The 18844-nt window shown below is 65.8% G+C and carries 19 protein-coding genes; 15 read left to right on the forward strand and 4 right to left on the reverse strand.

The features are described from left to right. The first annotated feature begins 112 nt into the window (after positions 1–112). Positions 113–361, forward strand: coding sequence for a DUF3297 family protein (locus JHD80_RS10545; RefSeq protein WP_199086816.1), 249 nt, complete (start codon positions 113–115; stop codon positions 359–361). Positions 362–510: 149 nt separating this feature from the next. Here the strand turns inward: JHD80_RS10545 and JHD80_RS10550 are convergent, their stop codons facing one another. Together JHD80_RS10550 and JHD80_RS10555 are read right to left on the reverse strand one after the other, a co-directional pair. Continuing rightward, positions 511–1047 (reverse strand): GNAT family N-acetyltransferase, encoded by a 537-nt coding sequence (locus JHD80_RS10550; protein ID WP_199086818.1) that lies wholly within the window; start codon positions 1045–1047, stop codon positions 511–513. Beyond that, the gene (locus JHD80_RS10555) at positions 1044–1643 is read right to left on the reverse strand and encodes a helix-turn-helix domain-containing protein (RefSeq protein ID WP_199086826.1); all 600 of its coding nucleotides are present in this window, start codon (positions 1641–1643) and stop codon (positions 1044–1046) included. The genes JHD80_RS10550 and JHD80_RS10555 overlap by 4 nt, the downstream gene beginning before the upstream one ends. Positions 1644–1904: 261 nt before the next feature. On the opposite strand from JHD80_RS10555, the gene lepA reads away from it, so the two are divergent. Further along, positions 1905–3710 carry a translation elongation factor 4 gene (gene lepA, locus JHD80_RS10560; protein ID WP_199086828.1) on the forward strand — a complete coding sequence of 602 codons (1806 nt, stop codon included), beginning with the start codon at positions 1905–1907 and terminating at the stop codon, positions 3708–3710. 229 nt (positions 3711–3939) lie between these two features. Here lepA and JHD80_RS10565 read toward each other — a convergent pair whose 3' ends face one another. Then, positions 3940–4275 carry a GIY-YIG nuclease family protein gene (locus JHD80_RS10565; RefSeq protein WP_199086830.1) on the reverse strand — a complete coding sequence of 112 codons (336 nt, stop codon included), beginning with the start codon at positions 4273–4275 and terminating at the stop codon, positions 3940–3942. A gap of 159 nt (positions 4276–4434) precedes the next feature. Here JHD80_RS10565 and JHD80_RS10570 point away from each other — a divergent pair, with 159 nt between their 5' ends. The 9 genes from JHD80_RS10570 (at position 4435) to tam (ending at position 12601) form a co-directional block, all read left to right on the forward strand. After that, positions 4435–4641 (forward strand): CsbD family protein, encoded by a 207-nt coding sequence (locus tag JHD80_RS10570; protein ID WP_199086832.1) that lies wholly within the window; start codon positions 4435–4437, stop codon positions 4639–4641. A gap of 132 nt (positions 4642–4773) precedes the next feature. After that, on the forward strand, positions 4774–5520 hold the full coding sequence (locus JHD80_RS10575) for an SDR family NAD(P)-dependent oxidoreductase (protein WP_465246514.1): 747 nt from the start codon (positions 4774–4776) through the stop codon (positions 5518–5520). An 8-nt stretch (positions 5521–5528) separates the two neighbouring features. Further along, on the forward strand, positions 5529–6746 hold the full coding sequence (locus JHD80_RS10580; RefSeq protein WP_199086836.1) for an acyl-CoA dehydrogenase family protein: 1218 nt from the start codon (positions 5529–5531) through the stop codon (positions 6744–6746). Positions 6747–6750: 4 nt separating this feature from the next. Beyond that, on the forward strand, positions 6751–7788 hold the full coding sequence (locus JHD80_RS10585; RefSeq protein WP_199086837.1) for a phosphotransferase family protein: 1038 nt from the start codon (positions 6751–6753) through the stop codon (positions 7786–7788). 171 nt (positions 7789–7959) lie between these two features. Next, complete coding sequence (locus JHD80_RS10590) at positions 7960–9096, forward strand: ABC transporter substrate-binding protein (RefSeq protein ID WP_199086839.1); 1137 nt, start codon at positions 7960–7962, stop codon at positions 9094–9096. A gap of 35 nt (positions 9097–9131) precedes the next feature. Continuing rightward, positions 9132–10175: a FecCD family ABC transporter permease gene (locus JHD80_RS10595; protein ID WP_211201056.1), complete on the forward strand. Its 1044-nt coding sequence runs from the start codon at positions 9132–9134 to the stop codon at positions 10173–10175. Positions 10176–10178: 3 nt separating this feature from the next. Then, positions 10179–10964 (forward strand): ABC transporter ATP-binding protein, encoded by a 786-nt coding sequence (locus JHD80_RS10600; protein ID WP_199086843.1) that lies wholly within the window; start codon positions 10179–10181, stop codon positions 10962–10964. A gap of 3 nt (positions 10965–10967) precedes the next feature. After that, on the forward strand, positions 10968–11762 hold the full coding sequence (locus JHD80_RS10605; protein ID WP_199086845.1) for a class I SAM-dependent methyltransferase: 795 nt from the start codon (positions 10968–10970) through the stop codon (positions 11760–11762). 53 nt (positions 11763–11815) lie between these two features. Continuing rightward, positions 11816–12601, forward strand: a complete 786-nt coding sequence (gene tam, locus JHD80_RS10610; protein WP_199086846.1) for a trans-aconitate 2-methyltransferase — start codon at positions 11816–11818, stop codon at positions 12599–12601. 82 nt (positions 12602–12683) lie between these two features. Here tam and JHD80_RS10615 read toward each other — a convergent pair whose 3' ends face one another. Then, on the reverse strand, positions 12684–13262 hold the full coding sequence (locus JHD80_RS10615) for a cupin domain-containing protein (protein ID WP_199086848.1): 579 nt from the start codon (positions 13260–13262) through the stop codon (positions 12684–12686). A 417-nt stretch (positions 13263–13679) separates the two neighbouring features. Here JHD80_RS10615 and JHD80_RS10620 point away from each other — a divergent pair, with 417 nt between their 5' ends. The 4 genes from JHD80_RS10620 to JHD80_RS10635 are packed head-to-tail and all read left to right on the forward strand — an operon-like array spanning position 13680 to position 18758. Then, entirely contained in the window at positions 13680–15233 is a 1554-nt protein-coding gene (locus tag JHD80_RS10620; RefSeq protein ID WP_349237249.1) for an amidohydrolase, read from the forward strand. 14 nt (positions 15234–15247) lie between these two features. Further along, the gene (locus JHD80_RS10625; protein ID WP_199086852.1) at positions 15248–16189 is read left to right on the forward strand and encodes an ABC transporter permease; all 942 of its coding nucleotides are present in this window, start codon (positions 15248–15250) and stop codon (positions 16187–16189) included. Further along, positions 16189–17112: an ABC transporter permease gene (locus tag JHD80_RS10630; RefSeq protein WP_199086854.1), complete on the forward strand. Its 924-nt coding sequence runs from the start codon at positions 16189–16191 to the stop codon at positions 17110–17112. The genes JHD80_RS10625 and JHD80_RS10630 overlap by 1 nt, the downstream gene beginning before the upstream one ends. 44 nt (positions 17113–17156) lie before the next feature. Further along, complete coding sequence (locus tag JHD80_RS10635; protein WP_199086856.1) at positions 17157–18758, forward strand: ABC transporter substrate-binding protein; 1602 nt, start codon at positions 17157–17159, stop codon at positions 18756–18758. Positions 18759–18844 lie beyond the last annotated feature (86 nt).

The raw sequence follows: 18844 nt of genomic DNA on the forward strand, positions 1-18844 counted from the left end.
GGCTTCGCTGCTTGTCCGGAATGACGGCGTGTTTTCCAGGAAAGTTGGCTTTGCGGGCGGAAGCGGCTATCGAGCGGGCAAAGCATCCCTTTCCGCAATTCAGGTGCGAGCCATGTCCGAGCAGCTTCCCGACCGTCTTTCCGTCAATCCGGAGAGCCCCTTCTACAATGAGGAGGTGCTGGCGCGCGACATCGGTATCCGTTTCAAGGGCGTCGAGAAGACCAATGTCGAGGAATATTGCGTCTCCGAGGGTTGGGTGAAGGTCTCCGCCGGCAACGCCAAGGACCGTTTCGGCCGTCCGATGACGATCACGCTCAAAGGCCCGGTCGAGCCCTACATCCGCGGCAAGGTTGAAGGCTGAGCCTTCCATTGTCATTCCGGGGCTTCGCGTAAGCGAAGAACCCAGAACCCACGACCGGGTGAGCGGTCAGTCGTTGGGTATCAAATGCCCCACCCAGTCGTGGTTTCCGGGTTCACGCCTGCGGCGTGCCCCGGAATGACAAGGGTGGCTCAAGCCAGGCTCTTGTAGAAAAACGTCGAGCCGCAATCGGCGCCGTCCGGCATCAGCGCGTAGCGCGGGATGGTGCCGGCTTCTGTCCAGCCCAGCCGGTTGTAGAGCCGCCGCGCCGCTCCATGCTCGTCGGTGTCGAGCACCAGCAGGTCGCGGCCCTTCTCCCGCGCGATCGCCTCGGCGCGCTGCATCAGCGCCTCGCCGATGCCTTGCCGGCGGGCCCGCGAATGCACCAGCACCTTGGCGATCTCCGCCCGGTGCGGCTGGTTGGGTTTTCCGATCAGGTGAAGCTGGGCCGTTCCGACGATGCCGTCATCGTTCCACGCGGCGAGCAGAATGACCTGCCCGCCCGCGACGCCGGCCGCGACATCGCGCCAGAAGCGCTCGTAATCGGTGGCCGTGTTCCAGTTCATGAAGCCGACCGAGGCGCCGTTGGCGACACTGTCGCGAAGGATTTCGGCCAGAGCCGGAATGGCGGCCTCGGCAGCCTTGGCGTCGAGCGTCTCGATGGCGACGGTGAAAGCGCGTGCGTTCATGCGATATGTCCCGGAAAGGCGCCGCCTTTCGCGGCGAGGATGACGGCGTAGCGGACGGGCGCATCGCCCGGATTGCGGTAGATGATCGGGCCGCGCAGATGCATCTGCAGGCAGTCGCCCTCGGCCAATTCATGGCGGATGCCTTCGACAGTCAGGTCGAGCCGGCCGCGCAGCACCCAGATCTGCTGGTCGAGCGCCGCGGCGCCGGTCGCATTGTCGAGCCGCACTTCCGCTCCACCAGGCAATTCCACCTCGACGATCTCGAAGCCCGAGCCCATCCCGCGCGGCGAGACGTTGCGGCGCAGATAGCCGCTCGCCGGATCGCGCCAGACCGGCTGGGCGTCGCGGCGCGCCAGCGGTCCGCTTCCTGCATTCTCTTCCAGCAAGGCGGAGAGCGAGAGGCCGAGCCCGGAGCCGAGCCGGACCAGCAGCGCAGCGGTCGGGCTCGATTCGCCACGCTCCACGCGGGAGATCATCGCGCGGCTGACCCCGCTGCGCTCGGCAAGGGCATCGAGCGTCAGGCCATGGCGCTGGCGGGCCGCCTTGAGGCGCTGCCCGAGCATCCGGTCGATCTCGGTATCGTGGTCGAACTCCATGAATAGAGAATAATTCTTAGATAATAGAATTTGCAAGTTTGATTTTGAAACCCGGTAGAACCTCGCCGGTCATCCCGGACAAGCCGCGAAGCGGCGCCGATCCGGGATCCATGCCTGAGCGCTTCCGAGAAGGGTTCCGGCATGGATCCCGGGTCTTCGCTGCGCTTCGCCCGGGATGACATTAGAGTTTAATGGTCGTCGGTCGCGCTTGGAAACGCGCAATCGCTTGGCGCCACGCAGCATCACTGCTATGGCGCGCGCATGAGCACCCGTTCCATCGACAATATCCGCAACTTCTCGATCGTCGCGCATATCGACCACGGCAAGTCGACGCTGGCCGACCGTCTGATCCAGCAGACCGGCACCGTCGCCGCCCGCGACATGAGCGACCAGATCCTCGACTCGATGGATATCGAGAAGGAGCGCGGCATCACCATCAAGGCGCAGACGGTGCGGCTGGACTACCGGGCCAAGGACGGCAAGGACTATGTCCTGAACCTGATGGACACCCCCGGCCATGTCGACTTCGCCTACGAGGTCTCGCGCTCGCTCGCAGCCTGCGAGGGCTCGCTGCTGGTGGTCGACGCCTCGCAGGGCGTCGAGGCGCAGACGCTCGCCAACGTCTATCAGGCGCTCGACGCCAACCACGAGATCGTCACCGTCCTCAACAAGATCGACCTGCCGGCCGCCGAGCCGGAGCGCATCAAGCAGCAGATCGAGGACGTGATCGGCCTTGATGCCTCCGAGGCCGTGCCGATCTCGGCCAAGACCGGCCTCAATATCGAGGGCGTGCTGGAAGCGATCGTCGCGAAGCTGCCGGCACCCAAGGGCGATCCGGATGCGCCGCTCAAGTGCCTCCTGGTCGATAGCTGGTACGACGCCTATCTCGGCGTCGTCGTGCTCGTGCGCGTCATCGACGGCGTGCTGAAGAAGGGCATGACGATCCGGATGATGCGGGCCAACGCCTCCTATGGCGTCGATCGCGTCGGCGTGTTCAAGCCCAAGATGACCGAGGTCAAGCAGCTCGGCCCCGGCGAGGTCGGCTTCTTCACCGCCTCGATCAAGGAGGTCGCGGACACCGCCGTCGGCGACACCATCACAGACGAGAAGAAGCCGATTGCGGAACCGCTGCCGGGCTTCAAGCCGGTGCAGCCGGTGGTGTTCTGCGGCATCTTCCCGGTCGATGCCGCCGATTTCGAGGTGCTGCGTGCCGCCATGAGCCGGCTGCGGCTGAACGACGCCTCGTTCTCCTATGAGATGGAGACATCGGCGGCGCTCGGCTTCGGCTTCCGCTGCGGCTTCCTCGGACTGCTGCATCTGGAGATCATCCAGGAGCGGCTGGAGCGCGAATTCAACCTCAACCTGATCTCGACCGCGCCTTCGGTGGTCTATCATCTCAAGCTGCGCGACGGCACGACGTTGGAACTGCACAACCCGGCCGACATGCCGGACGTGATGAAGATCGAATTCATCGAGGAGCCCTGGATCAAAGCGACGATCTTCACGCCCGACGAATATCTCGGCTCCGTCCTGAAGCTCTGCCAGGATCGCCGCGGCATCCAGACCGATCTGTCCTATGTCGGCTCGCGCGCCAAGGTCGTCTACGACCTGCCGCTGAACGAAGTGGTGTTCGACTTCTACGACCGCCTGAAGTCGATCTCGAAGGGCTATGCCTCCTTCGACTACGCGATCACCGATTATCGCGAGGGCGATCTCGTGCGCATGTCGATCCTGGTCAATGCCGAGCCGGTCGATGCGCTGTCGATGCTGGTCCATCGTTCGCGCGCCGATGCCCGTGGCCGCGCCATGTGCGAGAAGCTCAAGGAGCTGATCCCGCCGCATATGTTCCAGATCCCGGTCCAGGCGGCGATCGGCGGCAAGATCATCGCCCGCGAGACCATCCGCGCGCTGCGCAAGGACGTGACCGCCAAGTGCTATGGCGGCGACGCCACCCGCAAGCGCAAGCTTCTGGAGAAGCAGAAGGAAGGCAAGAAGAAGATGCGGCAGTTCGGCAAGGTCGAAATCCCGCAGGAAGCCTTCATCGCCGCCCTCAAGATGGACGATTGAGCGGGCGCTTCGGCGCCCTCAAACACCCGCGCATTCAGGAAAAGCGCCTCGTCCCTGGTCAGAACCACGCTTGTCATTCCGGGGCTTCGCGTAGCGAAGAACCCGGAATCCACGACCGAGTGACCGCCCGCGACGAGGTGTAAATGGCTCACCTAGTCGTGGGTTCCGGGTTCACGCCTTCGGCGCGCCCCGGAATGACAGGGGGCGCGAATCGGCAGCGATTGAGCTCCTAGAGCGCTCCCGCGCCGAGCTTCGCCTGCCAATGGGCGAGGCGCTCCTTCAGCACGCGGTCGAGCACACAGGCGATATCCTCGTCCTCCAGCCGCTCAAGCGCCTCGAAGTGGAAGGCCTCGGGGCCATGCGCGTTCCACGCAGCCTGCAGCGAGCGTTGCCGGTGGCTGCCATGGCGCAGCGTGAAGCGCAGGCGGTTCTCGATCGTCGAAAGATCGGGCGCCCGTCCGACCCATGTCAGCCCGGCCGCCTCGCAGCGGAAGGCGAAGATGCCCGCCACCGTCTTCCGTTCCTTGTAGGCGGCCGTCGCCGCCTTCCTATCCGCCATCTGCATCGGTGCGCCCCATCCTGTTCGATGGGTGCTCAATAATACCCGGATTTTAATAAAGCAATATTTTATCCGGGTAATTTACGGGTAGTCGCATTTTCGCATGAACAATCGCGCCCCTGAGGCGTTCTTCAAGTGAATCCACACTCACACGAGGAGGTCCCGATGGACTGGAACCGCGTCGAAGGAAACTGGAAGCAGCTCAAGGGCAAGGTCAAGGAGCAGTGGGGCAAGCTGACCGATGACGATCTCGACGTCATCGCCGGCAAGCGCGACCAGCTTGAAGGCAAGATCCAGGAGCGCTACGGCCTCGCCAAGGACAAGGCGACGAGCGATGTCGATGCCTGGTACGGCCGCCAGACGTGGCAGTGACCGGGTAGCCGCCGACCGGCGGTCATGAATCAAGGAGCCCCGGCGTCCCGCGCCGGGGGTCTTCGACGTTTGGGCGCCTTGATCCCGAAGCGCGGGCGGCCGAGACTTGGCCGTGGTCGAAGCGGGATGCTGATGTTCGAGGATCTCTCAGGAAAGAGCGCGCTGGTCACCGGCGCGTCGGGCGGGCTGGGGCTGCATTTCGCCAAGCTGCTCGCCCGTCAGGGCGTGGAAGTCACGCTCGCGGCGCGCCGGCAGTCGGCCCTGGATCAGGCATGGCAGGAGATCGCCGCGGCGGGCGGCGCCGCAAAAAGCATCCAGTTGGACGTGGCTGATGCCACCTCGATCGCCGATGCGCTCGACGGTCGGCATTTCGACATCCTAATCAACAATGCGGGCATCAGCGGCGCCGGCCCGGCCGCCGATCTCTCCGAATCCGAATGGGATGCGGTGCTCGACACCAATCTGAAGGGCGTCTTCCTCGTCGCCCAGGCCGTGGCGCGCGGCATGCGCCAGAGCGGCCGGGGCGGGAGCATCGTCAACATCGCCTCGATCCTCGGCCATCGCGTCGCCGGCGGCGTCAGCGCCTATGCAGCCTCGAAGGCGGGCGTGATCCAGCTCACCAAGGCGCTGGCGCTCGAATGGGCGCGCGATCGTATCCGCGTCAACGCGCTCTGCCCCGGCTATATCGAGACTGACATTAACCGCGATTTCTTCGCGACCGAAGCCGGCTTGAACCTAATCAGGCGCATCCCGCAGCGAAGGCTGGGCCAACCGGAGGAGCTCGACGGCGCCCTTCTGCTGCTCGCCTCGACCGCCGGCAGCTACATCACCGGCTCCACCATCGAAGTCGATGGCGGCCATCTCGTTTCCTCCTTGTGAGCACAGCCATGGATTTCGAGATCTCTCCCCGCATCGAGGATTATCGCGCGCGGATCGCGGCCTTCGTCGAGCGCGAAATCCTGCCGCTCGAAGCCGACCGGGCCTCCTACGACCCCCATGGCAATATCGCGCTGCCCTTGCTCGACACGATGCGCGCCAAGGCCCGTGCCGAAGGCCTCTGGTGCCTGCAGCTCAAACCGGAAACGGGCGGCGCAGGCCTCGGCAAGATGGGCATGGCGGTGGCTTATGAGGAGATGAACCGCTCGATCTTCGGCCCGGTCGTGTTCAACTCGGCCGCGCCCGACGACGGCAACATGATGATGCTGGAGGCGCTCGGCACGCCCGAGCAGAAGGAGCGCTGGCTGAAGCCGATCGTCGAAGGCAAGGTGCGCTCCGCCTTCGCCATGACCGAGCCGCATCCCGGCGGCGGCTCCGATCCCTCGATGATCCTGACGAAGGCCGAGCGCAGGGGAGACAAGTACGTCGTCAGCGGCCGCAAATGGTTCATCACTGGCGCGGAGGAGGCCAAGCACTTCATCCTGGTCGCCCGCACCTCGGACGATCCGCGTAACGGCCTCACCGCCTTCCTCTTCCATGCCGACCAGCCGGGCTGGCGCATCCTGCGCCGCATCGAGATCATGGGGCCGGAGGAGCATGGCGGCCATTGCGAGATCGAATTGGACGGGCTCGAAATCCCCGCCGAGAACGTGCTGGCCGGCGAGGGCAAGGGCATGAAGGTGACGCAGGTCCGCCTCGGCCCGGCCCGCCTGACCCATTGCATGCGCTGGCTCGGCCTTTCCAAGCGCTGCATCGAGATCGCCCAAGCCTATGCCGCAGAGCGCTACGGTTTCGGCCAGCGCCTCGCCGATCGCGAGAGCATTCAGCTCAAGCTCGGCGATCTCGCCATGCGCATCGAGATCGGCCGCCTGCTGGTGATGAAGGCGGCCTGGGAGCTCGACCGCGGCGGCTTCGCCCGCAAGGAGGTCTCGATGGCCAAGGTCCAGGTCGCCAATGTCCTGCACGATGCCGCCGATGTCGCAATCCAGGTCAACGGCGCGCGCGGCTACTCCAGGGATACCGTGCTCGAATGGATCTACCGCTATGCCCGGCAGGCCCGTTTGGTCGACGGCGCCGACGAGGTCCACAAGATGGTGTTGAACCGCTTCCTGACCCAGGAGGGGAGGGATTTCTGGCACTGGCCCGTGGCTGGCGAGGCGCAGGGCTGAGGCGATGGCAGCGCCAGTGCCCTCCCAAATCGATTTCGATCCGGCCGCTTTAGCAAGCCTGTTGCGGGCGCAATTCGGTGCTGGCGAACTCGCGCTCGAACGCATCGGCGGCGGCCAGTCCAACCCGACCTATTTCGTCGATTGGGGGACGCGCCGCCTCGTCCTGCGCAAGCAGCCGGCCGGGCCGATCCTGCGCGGCGCCCATGCGATCGACCGCGAGTTTCGCGTGCTCGAAGCGCTGTCGAAGACGAACGTCCCGGTGCCACGCACCGTCCTCTTCCATGCCGAGCCCGAGCCGCTCGGTACGCCCTTCTACCTGATGGAGCGGCTGGACGGCCGCGTCTTCCATGACGCCGCCTTGCCTGGTCTCGCTCCCGGGGAGCGGCGCGGCCTCTATCTCGGCATGGCCGAGGCGCTGGCGAAGCTTCATGCGGTGAAGCCCGACGATGTCGGCCTCGGCGATTTCGGGAGGCCTGGCAATTATTTCGAGCGCCAGATCGCGCGCTGGACCAAGCAATTGCGGGAATCGCCGGGCGAGCCCACCCCTGAACTGGAGACCGTCGCCGACTGGCTACCGGCGCATCTGCCTGATGACGACGGCCAGGTCTCGATCGCCCATGGCGATTTCCGGCTCGGTAACCTGCTATTCCATCCGGAGAAGCCCGAGGTGATCGGCATCCTCGACTGGGAATTGTCCACCCTCGGCCATCCCTTGGCCGATCTCGGCTATTGCGCCATGCCGTGGCATACCGCGCCCGACGAATATGGCGGCATCCTCGGCCTCGACCGGGCCGCGCTCGGCATTCCCGCGGAGCCCGAGTTCCTGGCGCATTATTACGCTCGTGCCGTGCCGACGGCGCCGCTCCTGCGCTTCCATCTCGTCTTCGCGCTGTTCCGTTTCGCGGTGATCTTCGTCGGCATCGCCGATCGGGTCCGGGCCGGCACGGCTGCCGCCGCCAATGCGGCCGAGGTCGCGCCGCTCGCCCGGCGCTTCGCGGTCCGAGCGCGCGAGGCGATGGAGGGACCGGATCGCCTTGTTTGAGCGCAAGACGAAGATAGGATTCGCGAGGGCGTTATCTTCGTTGGGTGGTGTTACTCTCAATGAATTCTAGAATAAATCTAATTTAGATCGATTCAAAACAAGTAGAATTGCTTTGCCGTCCCAAGACGAGCTGTGTTAGCGCGAGGGCATCTTTCCCGGCAGGATTGTCCGATGCCCGCTCCCCGTTGGCTTGCCCGTCTGTCTTCCGCCGTGCTCATCGGCGCGTCCGTCCTGTTTGCCGGAGCCGCCAGCGCCGAGACGATCGAGGTCACCGATCTCGCCGGGCGCGTCGTCAACGTCACGCGCGACCCCCAGAAGATCGTGCTCAGCGAGGGGCGCCAGCTCTATACGCTCGCGATGCTGGACCGCGACGACCCGTTCAAGCGCGTCGTCGGCTGGGGCAACGACCTGATCGAAAACGATCCGGGCGCCTGGGCGAAATATCTCGCCAAATTCCCCAAGGCCAAAGACGTCGCGAACATGGGCAATCCCTATGCCGCCGATGTCAGCATGGAGAAGATCGCCTCGCTCGGCACCGAGGTCTACATCCTCGACCTGTCCAACTACTTCAAGGCGCAGGAGACCGGCCTGCTCGCCAAGCTCGAGAAGGCCGGCATCACCACGGTCTTCGTCGATTTCCGCCAGGACCCGACCCAGAACGTGCTGCCGAGCGTGCAGCTGCTCGGCCGCATCCTCGGCCGCGAGAAGGAGGCGAACGCTTTCGCCGACTACTACATGCGCCAGACCCGCAGCATCTATGCCCGCGTCGGCGCGATCCCCGACAAGCAGAAGCCGATGGTCTTCGTCGAGCGCGCCGCCGGCCTGCTGCCCTGCTGCGCCACCTTCGGTCCGTTCAATTTCGGCCGCTATATCGAGGAGGCCGGCGGCCGCAACTGGGGCAGCCAGTTCTTCTCCGCCTTCCAGGCTCAGGCCGCGCAGGAGAAGGTGCTCGCCGACAACCCGGATATCTATTTCCTCACGGGCGCCAACTGGTACGGCAGCAACCCCGGCAGCAATGCGGTCGCTCTCGGCTATGACGCGACGCGGGAGCAGGTGCAGAAGCAATTGGTGGCGCTGATGAACCGGCCGGGCTTCCAGCAGCTCAAGGCCGTGCAGGGCAAGAAGGTCATGGCCTTCTACCATCAGTTCTACGACATGCCCTATTACTTCATCGCCGAGCTCGCCATGGCGAAGGAGTTCTATCCCGACCGGTTCAAGGACATCGACCCGGAAGCGGTCTTCAAGGAATTCCACGAGAAATTCCTGCCGATCTCCTATTCTGGCGTGTTCTGGGCCAGGCTGCAGTGATGGCGGCCTGAGCGACGATGGCCGCGACCTTGCCCATGACGGCGACCGCCACCGGGGATTATCGCCGGCGCAACGCGCGCCGGCTGAAGCTCGTGCTGGCCGGCATCGTCGCGCTCGCCGTCGCGCTGGCGCTCGATGTCTCGATCGGTCCCGGCAATCTGCCGCTCGGTGACGTGCTGCGCACGCTGGTCGATCCGCAATCGGCGACGCCGCGGCTCTCCGTCATCGTCTGGGATCTGCGCCTGCCGATCGCGCTGATGGCGCTGGCCGTCGGCGCGATGCTGGGGCTGAGCGGGGCGGGCATGCAGACCATCCTCGCCAATCCGCTGGCCGATCCGTTCACGCTCGGCGTTTCCGCCGCCGCGACGGTCGGTGCCTCCGTCGCGATCGTTTTCGGCTGGAGCGTCATCCCCGGTGCCGGTGCCTTCATCGTCACGGCCAATGCCTTCGTCTTCGCGCTCGCGGCCTCGCTCGTCCTGTTCTTCATGACCAAGCTGCGCGGCGTCAGCCCCGAGACGATGATCCTCGTCGGCATCGCCCTGCTCTTCACCTGCAATGCCATCACCGCCCTGCTGCAATACCGCTCGAACGAGGTGCAACTCACCCAGATCGTGTTCTGGACACTGGGCAGCCTCGCCCGCGCGAGCTGGGAGAAGGTCGGCGTCGCCGCGCTCCTGATCGCGCTCGCCCTGCCGTTCTTCCTGATGCGCGGCTGGGCGCTGACGGCGCTCCGCCTCGGCGACGAGCGGGCCGAGAGCCTTGGCGTCCGCGTCGATCGCCTGCGCCTGGAAATCCTGATCGCGACCTCGCTGCTCGCGGCCGTCTCGGTCTCCTTCGTCGGCGGCATCGGTTTCATCGGGCTCGTCGGGCCGCATATCGCGCGGCTGCTTGTCGGCGAGGACCAGCGCTTTTTCCTGCCGACGGCGACGATCGCCAGCGCCGTGCTGCTCTCGCTCGCCTCCACTGTCTCGAAGGTGATCACGCCGGGCGTGATCTATCCGATCGGCATCATCACGGCGCTGATCGGCGTGCCCTTCTTCATCAGTCTGGTCATGTCGATCCGTGGACGGGGAGTCTGAGCGATGGCGCTGCTGATCCGGGATCTCGATTTCCGCTACGGCGCGACGCCGGTCCTGCAAGGTCTCGGCACCCAGGCCCTGCCGCGCGGCGAGCTCGCCGCCTTGGTCGGCCCCAACGGCTCCGGCAAGTCGACGCTGTTCCGCTGCGCCGCTGGCCTGCTGCGGCCCGAGCGCGGCACGGTCGCGCTCGACGGCCATGACCTCTCGCAGCTCTCGCAGCGCGAGCGGGCTCACAAGGTGTTCTATCTCGCGCAGGATACCGGCGCGCGAGTCGCGCTCTCGGTCTTCGACATCATCCTGCTCGCCCGCAAGAGCCTGCACCGCGGCTATGCGCTCGCGGCCTCGCCCGAGGATACGCGCGCCGTCGAGGCGGTGATCGAGGAGCTCGGCCTTAGCGCTTTCGCCTCGCGCGACATCGCCACGCTCTCGGGCGGTCAGCGCCAGCTTGCGGCGATCGGCCAGGCGCTGGTGCGCGAGCCCGACGTGCTTCTGCTCGACGAGCCGACCAGCGCGCTCGACGTGCGCCGCCAGCTCGATGTGATGGCGACGATCCGCGAGGCGACGCGCCGGCGCGACATCGTCACGGTCGTCGCGATCCATGATCTCTCGCTCGCGGCGCGCTTCGCCGACCGCGTGCTGGTGATGAATTCCGGGCGCATCGCGCAGGCTGGCGCGCCCGCCGAGGTGCTTGCGCATGAGGCGGTCTCGGAGACATATGCCGTCGGCGTGCATCTGGAGCATTCGGCCCGGGGCACGCTTCTGGTCGAGCCCTATATCCAGGTTCACTGACAGATGTCCGCGCCTGCTCCGCATGACAATTTCACCCTGAAGGAAGAGATCCGCGCCTACTGGTCGGCGCGGGCCGAGAGCTTCGATCTGTCCTTCGGCCACGCGATCAAGTCCGATCGCGAGCTCAAGGCCTTCCAGCGTCTGATCGGCGATTCCTTCGGCCTCGAGCCGCTCGACGTGCTCGATCTCGCCTGTGGCACCGGCGAGATCACCCGCGCCTTGCTCTCGCTGAAGCACCGCGTCACGGCGCTCGACTTCTCCGAGGCAATGCTGGAGCGCGCCCGCGCTAAGCATGGCAAGGCCGCCCGCTTCCGTCTCGGCGATGCCGAGCACCTTCTCGACGAGGATGCGAGCTATGACGCTGCGATCACTCGCCATCTCGTCTGGACCCTGACCGATCCCGAGGCCGCGCTTGGCGAGTGGTTCCGCGTCCTGCGTCCCGGCGGCCGCCTGCTGGTGATCGACGGCGACTGGGTCAACCGCACGCGCTGGCAGGCGCTGGTCAACCGCTTCGGCACCTGGCTGCGCGAGAAGCGCGGCGCCGCCGTCCATCAGATCGATGCCGACACGCACGCTTCGATCACCAAGCGCTTCTATTTCAAGGACGGCCTGAGCCGTCGGCAGCTCGAAACGATGCTGACCGCCGCCGGCTTCACCGACATCGTCCCGGCCGATTACATCCAAGTCGTGCGTGAGCAGCAGCGCGCGGCACCGCTGCACGATGCGATCCGGCTGGCCTCCTCCACCCGTTTCGCCCTTCTCGCGCGCAAGCCTGCGGACGCCGCCGTTTCGCGCTAGAAGAGCTTGACAGTGCTGCTTCGCAAGGCGGCGCTGCGCGACAGGAGCGAGCGATGAACGCCAAGCCGGATTGGGACGCCGCGCAATATATGCGCTTCGAGGACGAGCGGACGCGCCCGCCCGCCGATCTCCTCGCCCGCGTGCCGCTGAGCGATCCCAAGCGCTGCATCGATCTCGGCTGCGGTCCCGGCAACAGCACGGAGCTGGTCGCCGCCCGCTTCCCCGGCGCCGTCAACGAAGGCCTCGATTCCTCGCCGGACATGCTGGAGAAGGCGCGCAAGCGCCTGCCCGATCTCTCCTTCGTCCTCGGCGACGTGAACACATGGTCCGATGCGGCCGGCTACGACCTGATCTTCGCGAATGCCGTGCTGCAATGGCTGCCGGATCATGAGGGCCTGTTTCCGCGTCTGGCGCGCTCGCTGACATCAGGCGGCTGCCTCGCCGTGCAGATGCCGAACAACCTCAACGAACCCTCCCATGTCGCGATGCGCGAGGTCGCGGCGGAAGGACCCTGGGCGGAGAAGCTTGCGAGCGCCAAGGCCGAGCGCTCGGCGATCGGTTCCTTCGGTGATTACCGGCGCTGGCTGATCGAGGCCGGCTGCCGCGTCGATATCTGGCAGACGACCTATGTCCATGCGCTGGCCAATCTCGAAGCCATCGCCGAATGGTTCAAGAGCACCGGCCTGAAGCCCTATCTCGACCGTCTGACGGCCGAGGAGCAGAGGGACTTCCTCGCCCTTTATCTCGAGCGCATCGCGCCGCATTACCCGGTCGAGAGCGACGGGAAGGTGCTGCTGCGCTTCCCGCGCCTGTTCGTCGTCGCGGTGCGCGAGGGCTGAGAACCCCGCTCCGAGCCCCCGTCCTTCGAGACGCCCTTCGCGCGGCTCCTCAGGACGAGGGTTTGCGCGGGTGGTCGGGTGCTCACAGATAAGGCGGCGTGCAGGCGCTGACGACGATGCAGCGTTCCGTGCCGATATTGCGGTAGCGATGCGGGATGCGGCTGTCGAAGAGATAGGCATCGCCCGGCTTCAGCACCTTGATCTGGTCGCCGACCGTGATCTCGAGCTCGCCCGCCAGCACCACGCCGCCCTCATGCGACTCGTGCTTGAGCATGGCGGCGCCCGTATCGGCGCCGGGATCGTAGGATTCGTGCAGGATCTGCAGGTTATGGGCCTGCGCGTCGCCGACCTGGCGGAAGGACATCTGGCCCCGGCTTTCGCCGCCATTGACCTGATGCAGGCGCGAGGTCAGGTCGAGCAGGTCGGAGGCCTCGAAGAAAACCTTGTCGCGCGGCGCCCGCGCCTCGTCAAAAAAATTCACCATCGTCATCGGGATACCGTCGAGGATCTTGCGCAGCGACGCGACCGACGGGCTGTTGCGGTTCTGCTCGATCAACGAGATCAGGCTATGGGTCACGCCCGAGCGCGCTGCGAGCTCGCGCTGGGAAAGCCCGGCCGCCAGCCTGATTTCCTTGAGCCTTCCGCCGACGTCAAAGCTCATCGCCGCCCTGCCTCCCGATCCTGCGCGCCTTGTTGAAACTGCGCGTCATGCAGAGCCCGCCTGCTCGGCGGCGCTTGCCATGTTCAATATTCTGAGCGATGCTGCCGGAAAGCCAATAAGAAAATAGTGTCATGGGGAACCGGCGGAGTGGAATAGTTTTCGCGATCAGAGCACACCGTCCAGACTAAATCCCCATTCGATACGATAGGGCTGCGCGGAAACGATGTTTCGTTTCCGCGAGACGGGAGATGCTTGCCGAACACTGCCGCTTCGCCAATGCCCCATGGCGAGAATTCAACAGGGAAAGCAAGGTAAGACGGGCCGATGACGCAAGCCGAGACCGTTTTGTTGAATGGCCGCATCTTCTGTGGCTTGGCGGAAGGCTTCGTCGAAGCCCTGGCGATCGGGGGCGGAAAGGTGTTGGCTGCGGGCTCTGCGACTGAGATCGCCGCCCTGCAAGGGCCGGCGACCAAGGTCGTCGATCTCGCCGGCCGCGTCGCCATTCCCGGCCTGAACGACGCCCATATGCATCTGCTGCCGCTTGGCCTGGCCATGAGCGAGGTCAATCTGCGCCCCGAGGAGGGCGTCAACAGCATCGACGAGATCCTGCGCCGCATCGCCGCCGCCGTGAAAGGCAAGAAGCCCGGCGAATGGGTGACCGGCCGCGGCTACGACCATAACGAGCTGGCCGAGGCCCGCCATCCCACCGCCGAGGAGCTCGACCGCGTCTCGCCCGACAATCCCGTCTATATCAAGCGCACCTGCGGCCATGTCGGCGTCGTCAACGGCCGCGCCATGGCGGCGGCCGGCATCGGCCACAACACGCCGAGCCCCGATGGCGGCCTGATCGAGCGCCGCGACAACAAGCTCACCGGCCTGCTGGCCGAGAGCGCCATGCGTCTGGTTGTCCAGGCGATGCCGAAGCCGAGCATCGCGGAGCTGAAAGCCGCGATCGAAAAGGCCGGGCACTACATGCTCGCACAGGGCTTCACCAGCGTCATGGATGCCGGCGTCGGCATGGGCGCCGGCATGGCCGAGATCGAGGCCTATGAGGAGGTCGCGCGCGCCGGCACCCTGCCGGTCCGCACCTGGGTCTGTATCTACGGCAATGCCGACGGTATCGGCGACGAGGCCCATGCGGCCGGTTACCGCTTCGGCCGCGAGGCCGGCCTGCTGCGCTACGGTGCGATGAAGGTCTTCGGTGACGGTAGTGCCGGCGGTCTGACCGCCGCGATGAGCGAGCCCTACCTGGTGGGCGATCCCGATAATCGCGGCATCTTCATCTATTCCGATGCCGACATGCACCGCTATCTCCGGCACTACCACGAGCTCGGCTACCAGCTCGCGATCCACGCGATCGGCGACGCGGCGATCGAACAGGTCCTCTCCGGGATGGAGAAGGCCGATAGTCCCGCGCACCCGATCAAGGGCCGCCGCCACCGCATCGAGCATTGCGGCTTCCTGACCGATGGCCAGCTTGCCCGCATGGCCGCCGCCGGCATCGACCCGGTGCCGCAGCCGGCCTTCATCTACGAGTTCGGCGATCTCTACGTGATCAATCTGGGCGAAGAGCGCGCCGGCGCCTCCTACCCGATGCGCAAATGGCTCGATGGCGGCCTGCATGCCGCGGCGAGCTCGGATGCCCCGGTCTGCGCCACCGACCCGTTCAAGAACCTCTTCACGATGGTCACCCGCCAGACCAAGCGCCATACCGAGATCGGCGGCGCCGAGAAGCTGAGCATGGAGGAGGCCGTCCACGCCTATACCCTGCTCGGCGCCTATACCCAGTTCGCCGAGGACAAGCTCGGCCGGCTGGTGCCGGGCCAGCTCGCCGATATCGCCGTGCTCTCGCACGACATCTTCGCGATCCCGGTCGAGACGGTCGAGAACGAGGTGCGTTGCGACCTGACGCTGCTCGGCGGCGAGGTCGTCTTCGACCGGCACGGCCAGTTCGCGGCCGCCGCGCAATAGGCCGGGGACCTCTCATGCTCAGACATACGCTGCAAAGGCTGGTGCTGGTCCTGCCGGTGATGCTCGGCGTGCTGCTGATCGGCTTCCTGCTGATGCAGGTGGTGCCGACCGATCCCGCCCAGGTCCGCGCCGGGCCGACCGCGACGCAGGACGTGGTCGAGGCGATCCGCCAGGAACTCGGGTTGAACCAGCCGCTCTGGAAGCAGTTCGCGATCTATATCGGGCGTCTCGCGCAGGGCGATCTCGGCGTCTCCATCATCAACAACGTCCCGGTGACGCAGGAACTCGGCAATACGATCGGCCCGACGCTGGAGCTGATGCTGGCCTCGCTGATCTGGGCGATCCCGCTCGGCATGTTCCTCGGCACCGTCGGTGCCTATTACCGGGGCTCGCTGATCGATCGCGCGATCATGGCTTTCTCGGTCGCGGGCGTCTCGCTGCCGGTCTTCTTCCTCGGCCTTGGGCTGATCTGGCTCTTCGGCTTCTATTATCCGATCCTGCCCTTCACCGGCCGCACCGGCCCGCTCTGGACTTGGGAGGGCATCCAGGGGATCATTCTGCCGGCGGTCACGCTGGGCGGTGTCTTCGTCGGCCCGGTCGCGCGCATGACCCGCACCTCGGTGCTCGACGAGCTCGGCGCCGACCATGTCCGCACCGCCCGCGCCAAGGGCCTCGGCGAAAGCACGGTCGTTTTGCGCCACACGCTTCGCAATGCGCTGGTCCCGGTCGTGACGCTGATCGGCCTGCAGATCGGCTTCCTGCTCGGCGGCGCCGTCGTCACCGAGACCGTGTTCTCCTGGCCGGGCATCGGCCGGCTCGCGGTCGGTGCCATCCTGTCGAGCGATCTGCCGATGGCGCAGGGCACGATCATCATGCTCTCGCTCGGCTTCATCCTGATCAATCTCGCGGTGGACGTCCTCTATGCCGTGCTCGACCCGCGCGTGAGGGGCACCTGATGAGCTCCCCCATGAAGCTCGAACGCAATGCGCTCCAGCCCGGCGCCAAGACGGTGGAAGCCGCCGTCAGCGTCGCCGCCGCTACGCCCGTCCGCCGCAAGACCGTGCTGCGGATGCTGCTCTCCGATGTCGGCTCCTGCATCGCGCTGGCGCTCGTCGTCCTCGCGATTCTCGGCGCCGTCTTCGCGCCTTGGCTCGCGCCGACCGATCCCTTCGGCAACGATCTCGCCAACACGCTGAAGCCGCCGGGCGAGATGGGCCTGCTCGGCACGGACGGGCAGGGCCGCGACATGATCACGCGCCTGCTCTACGGATTGCGCACGACCCTGCTGATGGGCTCGGCCTCCGTCGCCTTCGGCTGTGCGATCGGCGGCGTCATCGGCTTCGCCGCCGCCTTTTACCCGAAGATATCGGGCGTGCTGATGCGGTTCATGGACGTGCTCCTGTCCTTCCCCGCGATCCTGTTCGGCCTCGCCATCGCCGCGATCTTCGGGCCGGGCCTGCTCGCGGTGATCATCGCGCTCTCGATCGCGACCGTGCCCTTGATGGCGCGCGTCGTGCGCGGCTCGGCACTGGTCGTTCTGCAGCAGGGCTATATCGAGGCGGCGCGCTCGCTGGGCCTGAGCGACCTGCGCATCATCCTGCGCTACGTCCTGCCGAACTGCCTTTCAGCGATCTTCGTCTTCGTCACCTTGCGCTTCGGCCAGGTCATCCTGCTCGGCGCGGCCTTGTCCTTCCTGGGCCTCGGCGCCCAGCCGCCGACGGCCGAGCTCGGCGCCATGGCGGCGGACGGGCGCAACTTCCTGTTCTTCGCGCCGCATGTCTCGGTCCTGCCGAGCCTGGTGATCTTCGCGGTGGTGCTGGCCTTCAATGTGCTTGGCGATTCCCTGCGGGACGCCCTCGATCCCAAGCTGCGCAAATAGCAGCCGATATCAACCAAGAAGCGTCAAAAAAGGGGACTTGCTCGATGTTCAAACTCTCAACTCTGCTGCTGGCGGGCGCTGCCGCCACAACTTTCGCGGCCGTGCCCGCGGTTGCCCAGCAGAAGGCGCCGCTTTCGATCCTGCGCGTCATCGATGCCGACAACTACGACCCGATCCGCACCACCGCGACCGCGGCGGCCGAGGTCATGTACATGCTGGCCGACACGCTGGTGACGGTCGATTTCGACATGAAGACGATCAAGCCCGGCCTCGCCGATAGCTGGACGATCTCGCCGGACGGCCTGACCTATACCTTTAAGATCCGCAAGGACGTGAAGTTCTGCGACGGCCGGCCGATGACGATCGACGACGTCGTCTATTCGCTGAAGCGCTGGACCGACCCGACCAACAAGTCGCCGGTCTCCTTCCGCGGCGGTCCGGTCAAGGACATCCGCGCCGACGGCGATTCCACGCTGATCTACGAATTGAAGGAGCCCTATAGCGACCTGATGTTCCAGCTCGCTTTGTCCTTCGCCTCGGTGGTCGACAAGGCGACTGTCGAGAAGCTCGGGCCGAATTTCGGCGTTCAGGGCTTCAACGGCACCGGCCCCTATTGCTGGTCGAAATGGACCCCGCGCCAGGAGCTCGTGCTTAAGAAGAACCCGCATTATTCGTGGGGCCCGCCGATCTACAAGGACCCGAAGCCGCAGATCGACGAGATCGTCTGGAAGGTCATTCCGGAGTCGAATACGCTGATGGCCGCGATCCAGGCCAAGCAGGCCGACGTGACCTACTACATGCCCTATATCGCGCTCGACACGATGCAGCGCATTCCCGGCATGACGGTGCAGCGGCAGGAAAATTACATCTATGACATCTTCATGGGTTTCAAGGTCGACAAGCCCGTCTCGAAGGATCCGGTGATCCGCGAGGCCGTCAACATGGCGACCGACAAGCAGGCCATCGCCAAGGCGATCTTCTTCGGCAAGGGCCAGGTGCTGCCCTCACTGCTGAATCCGGCCGTGCTCGACTACGACAAGGATTCCGCCGGCAAGATGCCGAAGCATGATCCCGCCGGGGCCATCAAGCTGCTCGACCAGGCCGGCTGGAAGCCCGGCGCCGACGGCATCCGCGAGAAGGATGGCCAGAGGGCGACCTTCGTGGTCTACGGCATCCGCAACGACGTGAACCCGCGCATCTCCGAGGCGATGCAGGCGGACCTGCGCAAGGTCGGTATCGAGCTCAAGATCCAGCTCTGGGATGCGACCGTTGCCTGGGGCAAGCTGGCGACGCAGGAATTCGACGCCTTCTACATGGCCTATCCCTATGTGACGGCCACCGAGGCGCTGAACCTCTATTTCGCCAGCCGCCAGGCGCCGACGCCGAACCGGATGAACTGGAAGGATCCGAAGACCGACGAATTGCTCAAGGCCGCGGCGACCGCCGTCGATGCCGACAAGCGCAAGCAGGCGATCGGCGCGGTCCAGACCCAGCTCACCGAGGCGAATGTCTGGGTCCCCTTGGCCTCGCAGCCGCTCTGGGTCGTCGCCGGCGATCGGCTGGAGGGCGTGCGCGCCCACGGCATCTACGGTGCCGGCCTCTACAAGGGGGGGGGGTTATACACATCTGACGCTGCCGACGATTAACCTTCGGTGTAGGTCTCGGTGGGGGCGGGGGGGGTGGGGGGGGGGGGGGGGGGGGGGGGGGGGGGGGGGGGGGGGGGGGGGGGGGG

This window comes from Allobosea sp. ASV33 (assembly GCF_016428755.1).
Lineage (GTDB): Bacteria > Pseudomonadota > Alphaproteobacteria > Rhizobiales > Beijerinckiaceae > Allobosea.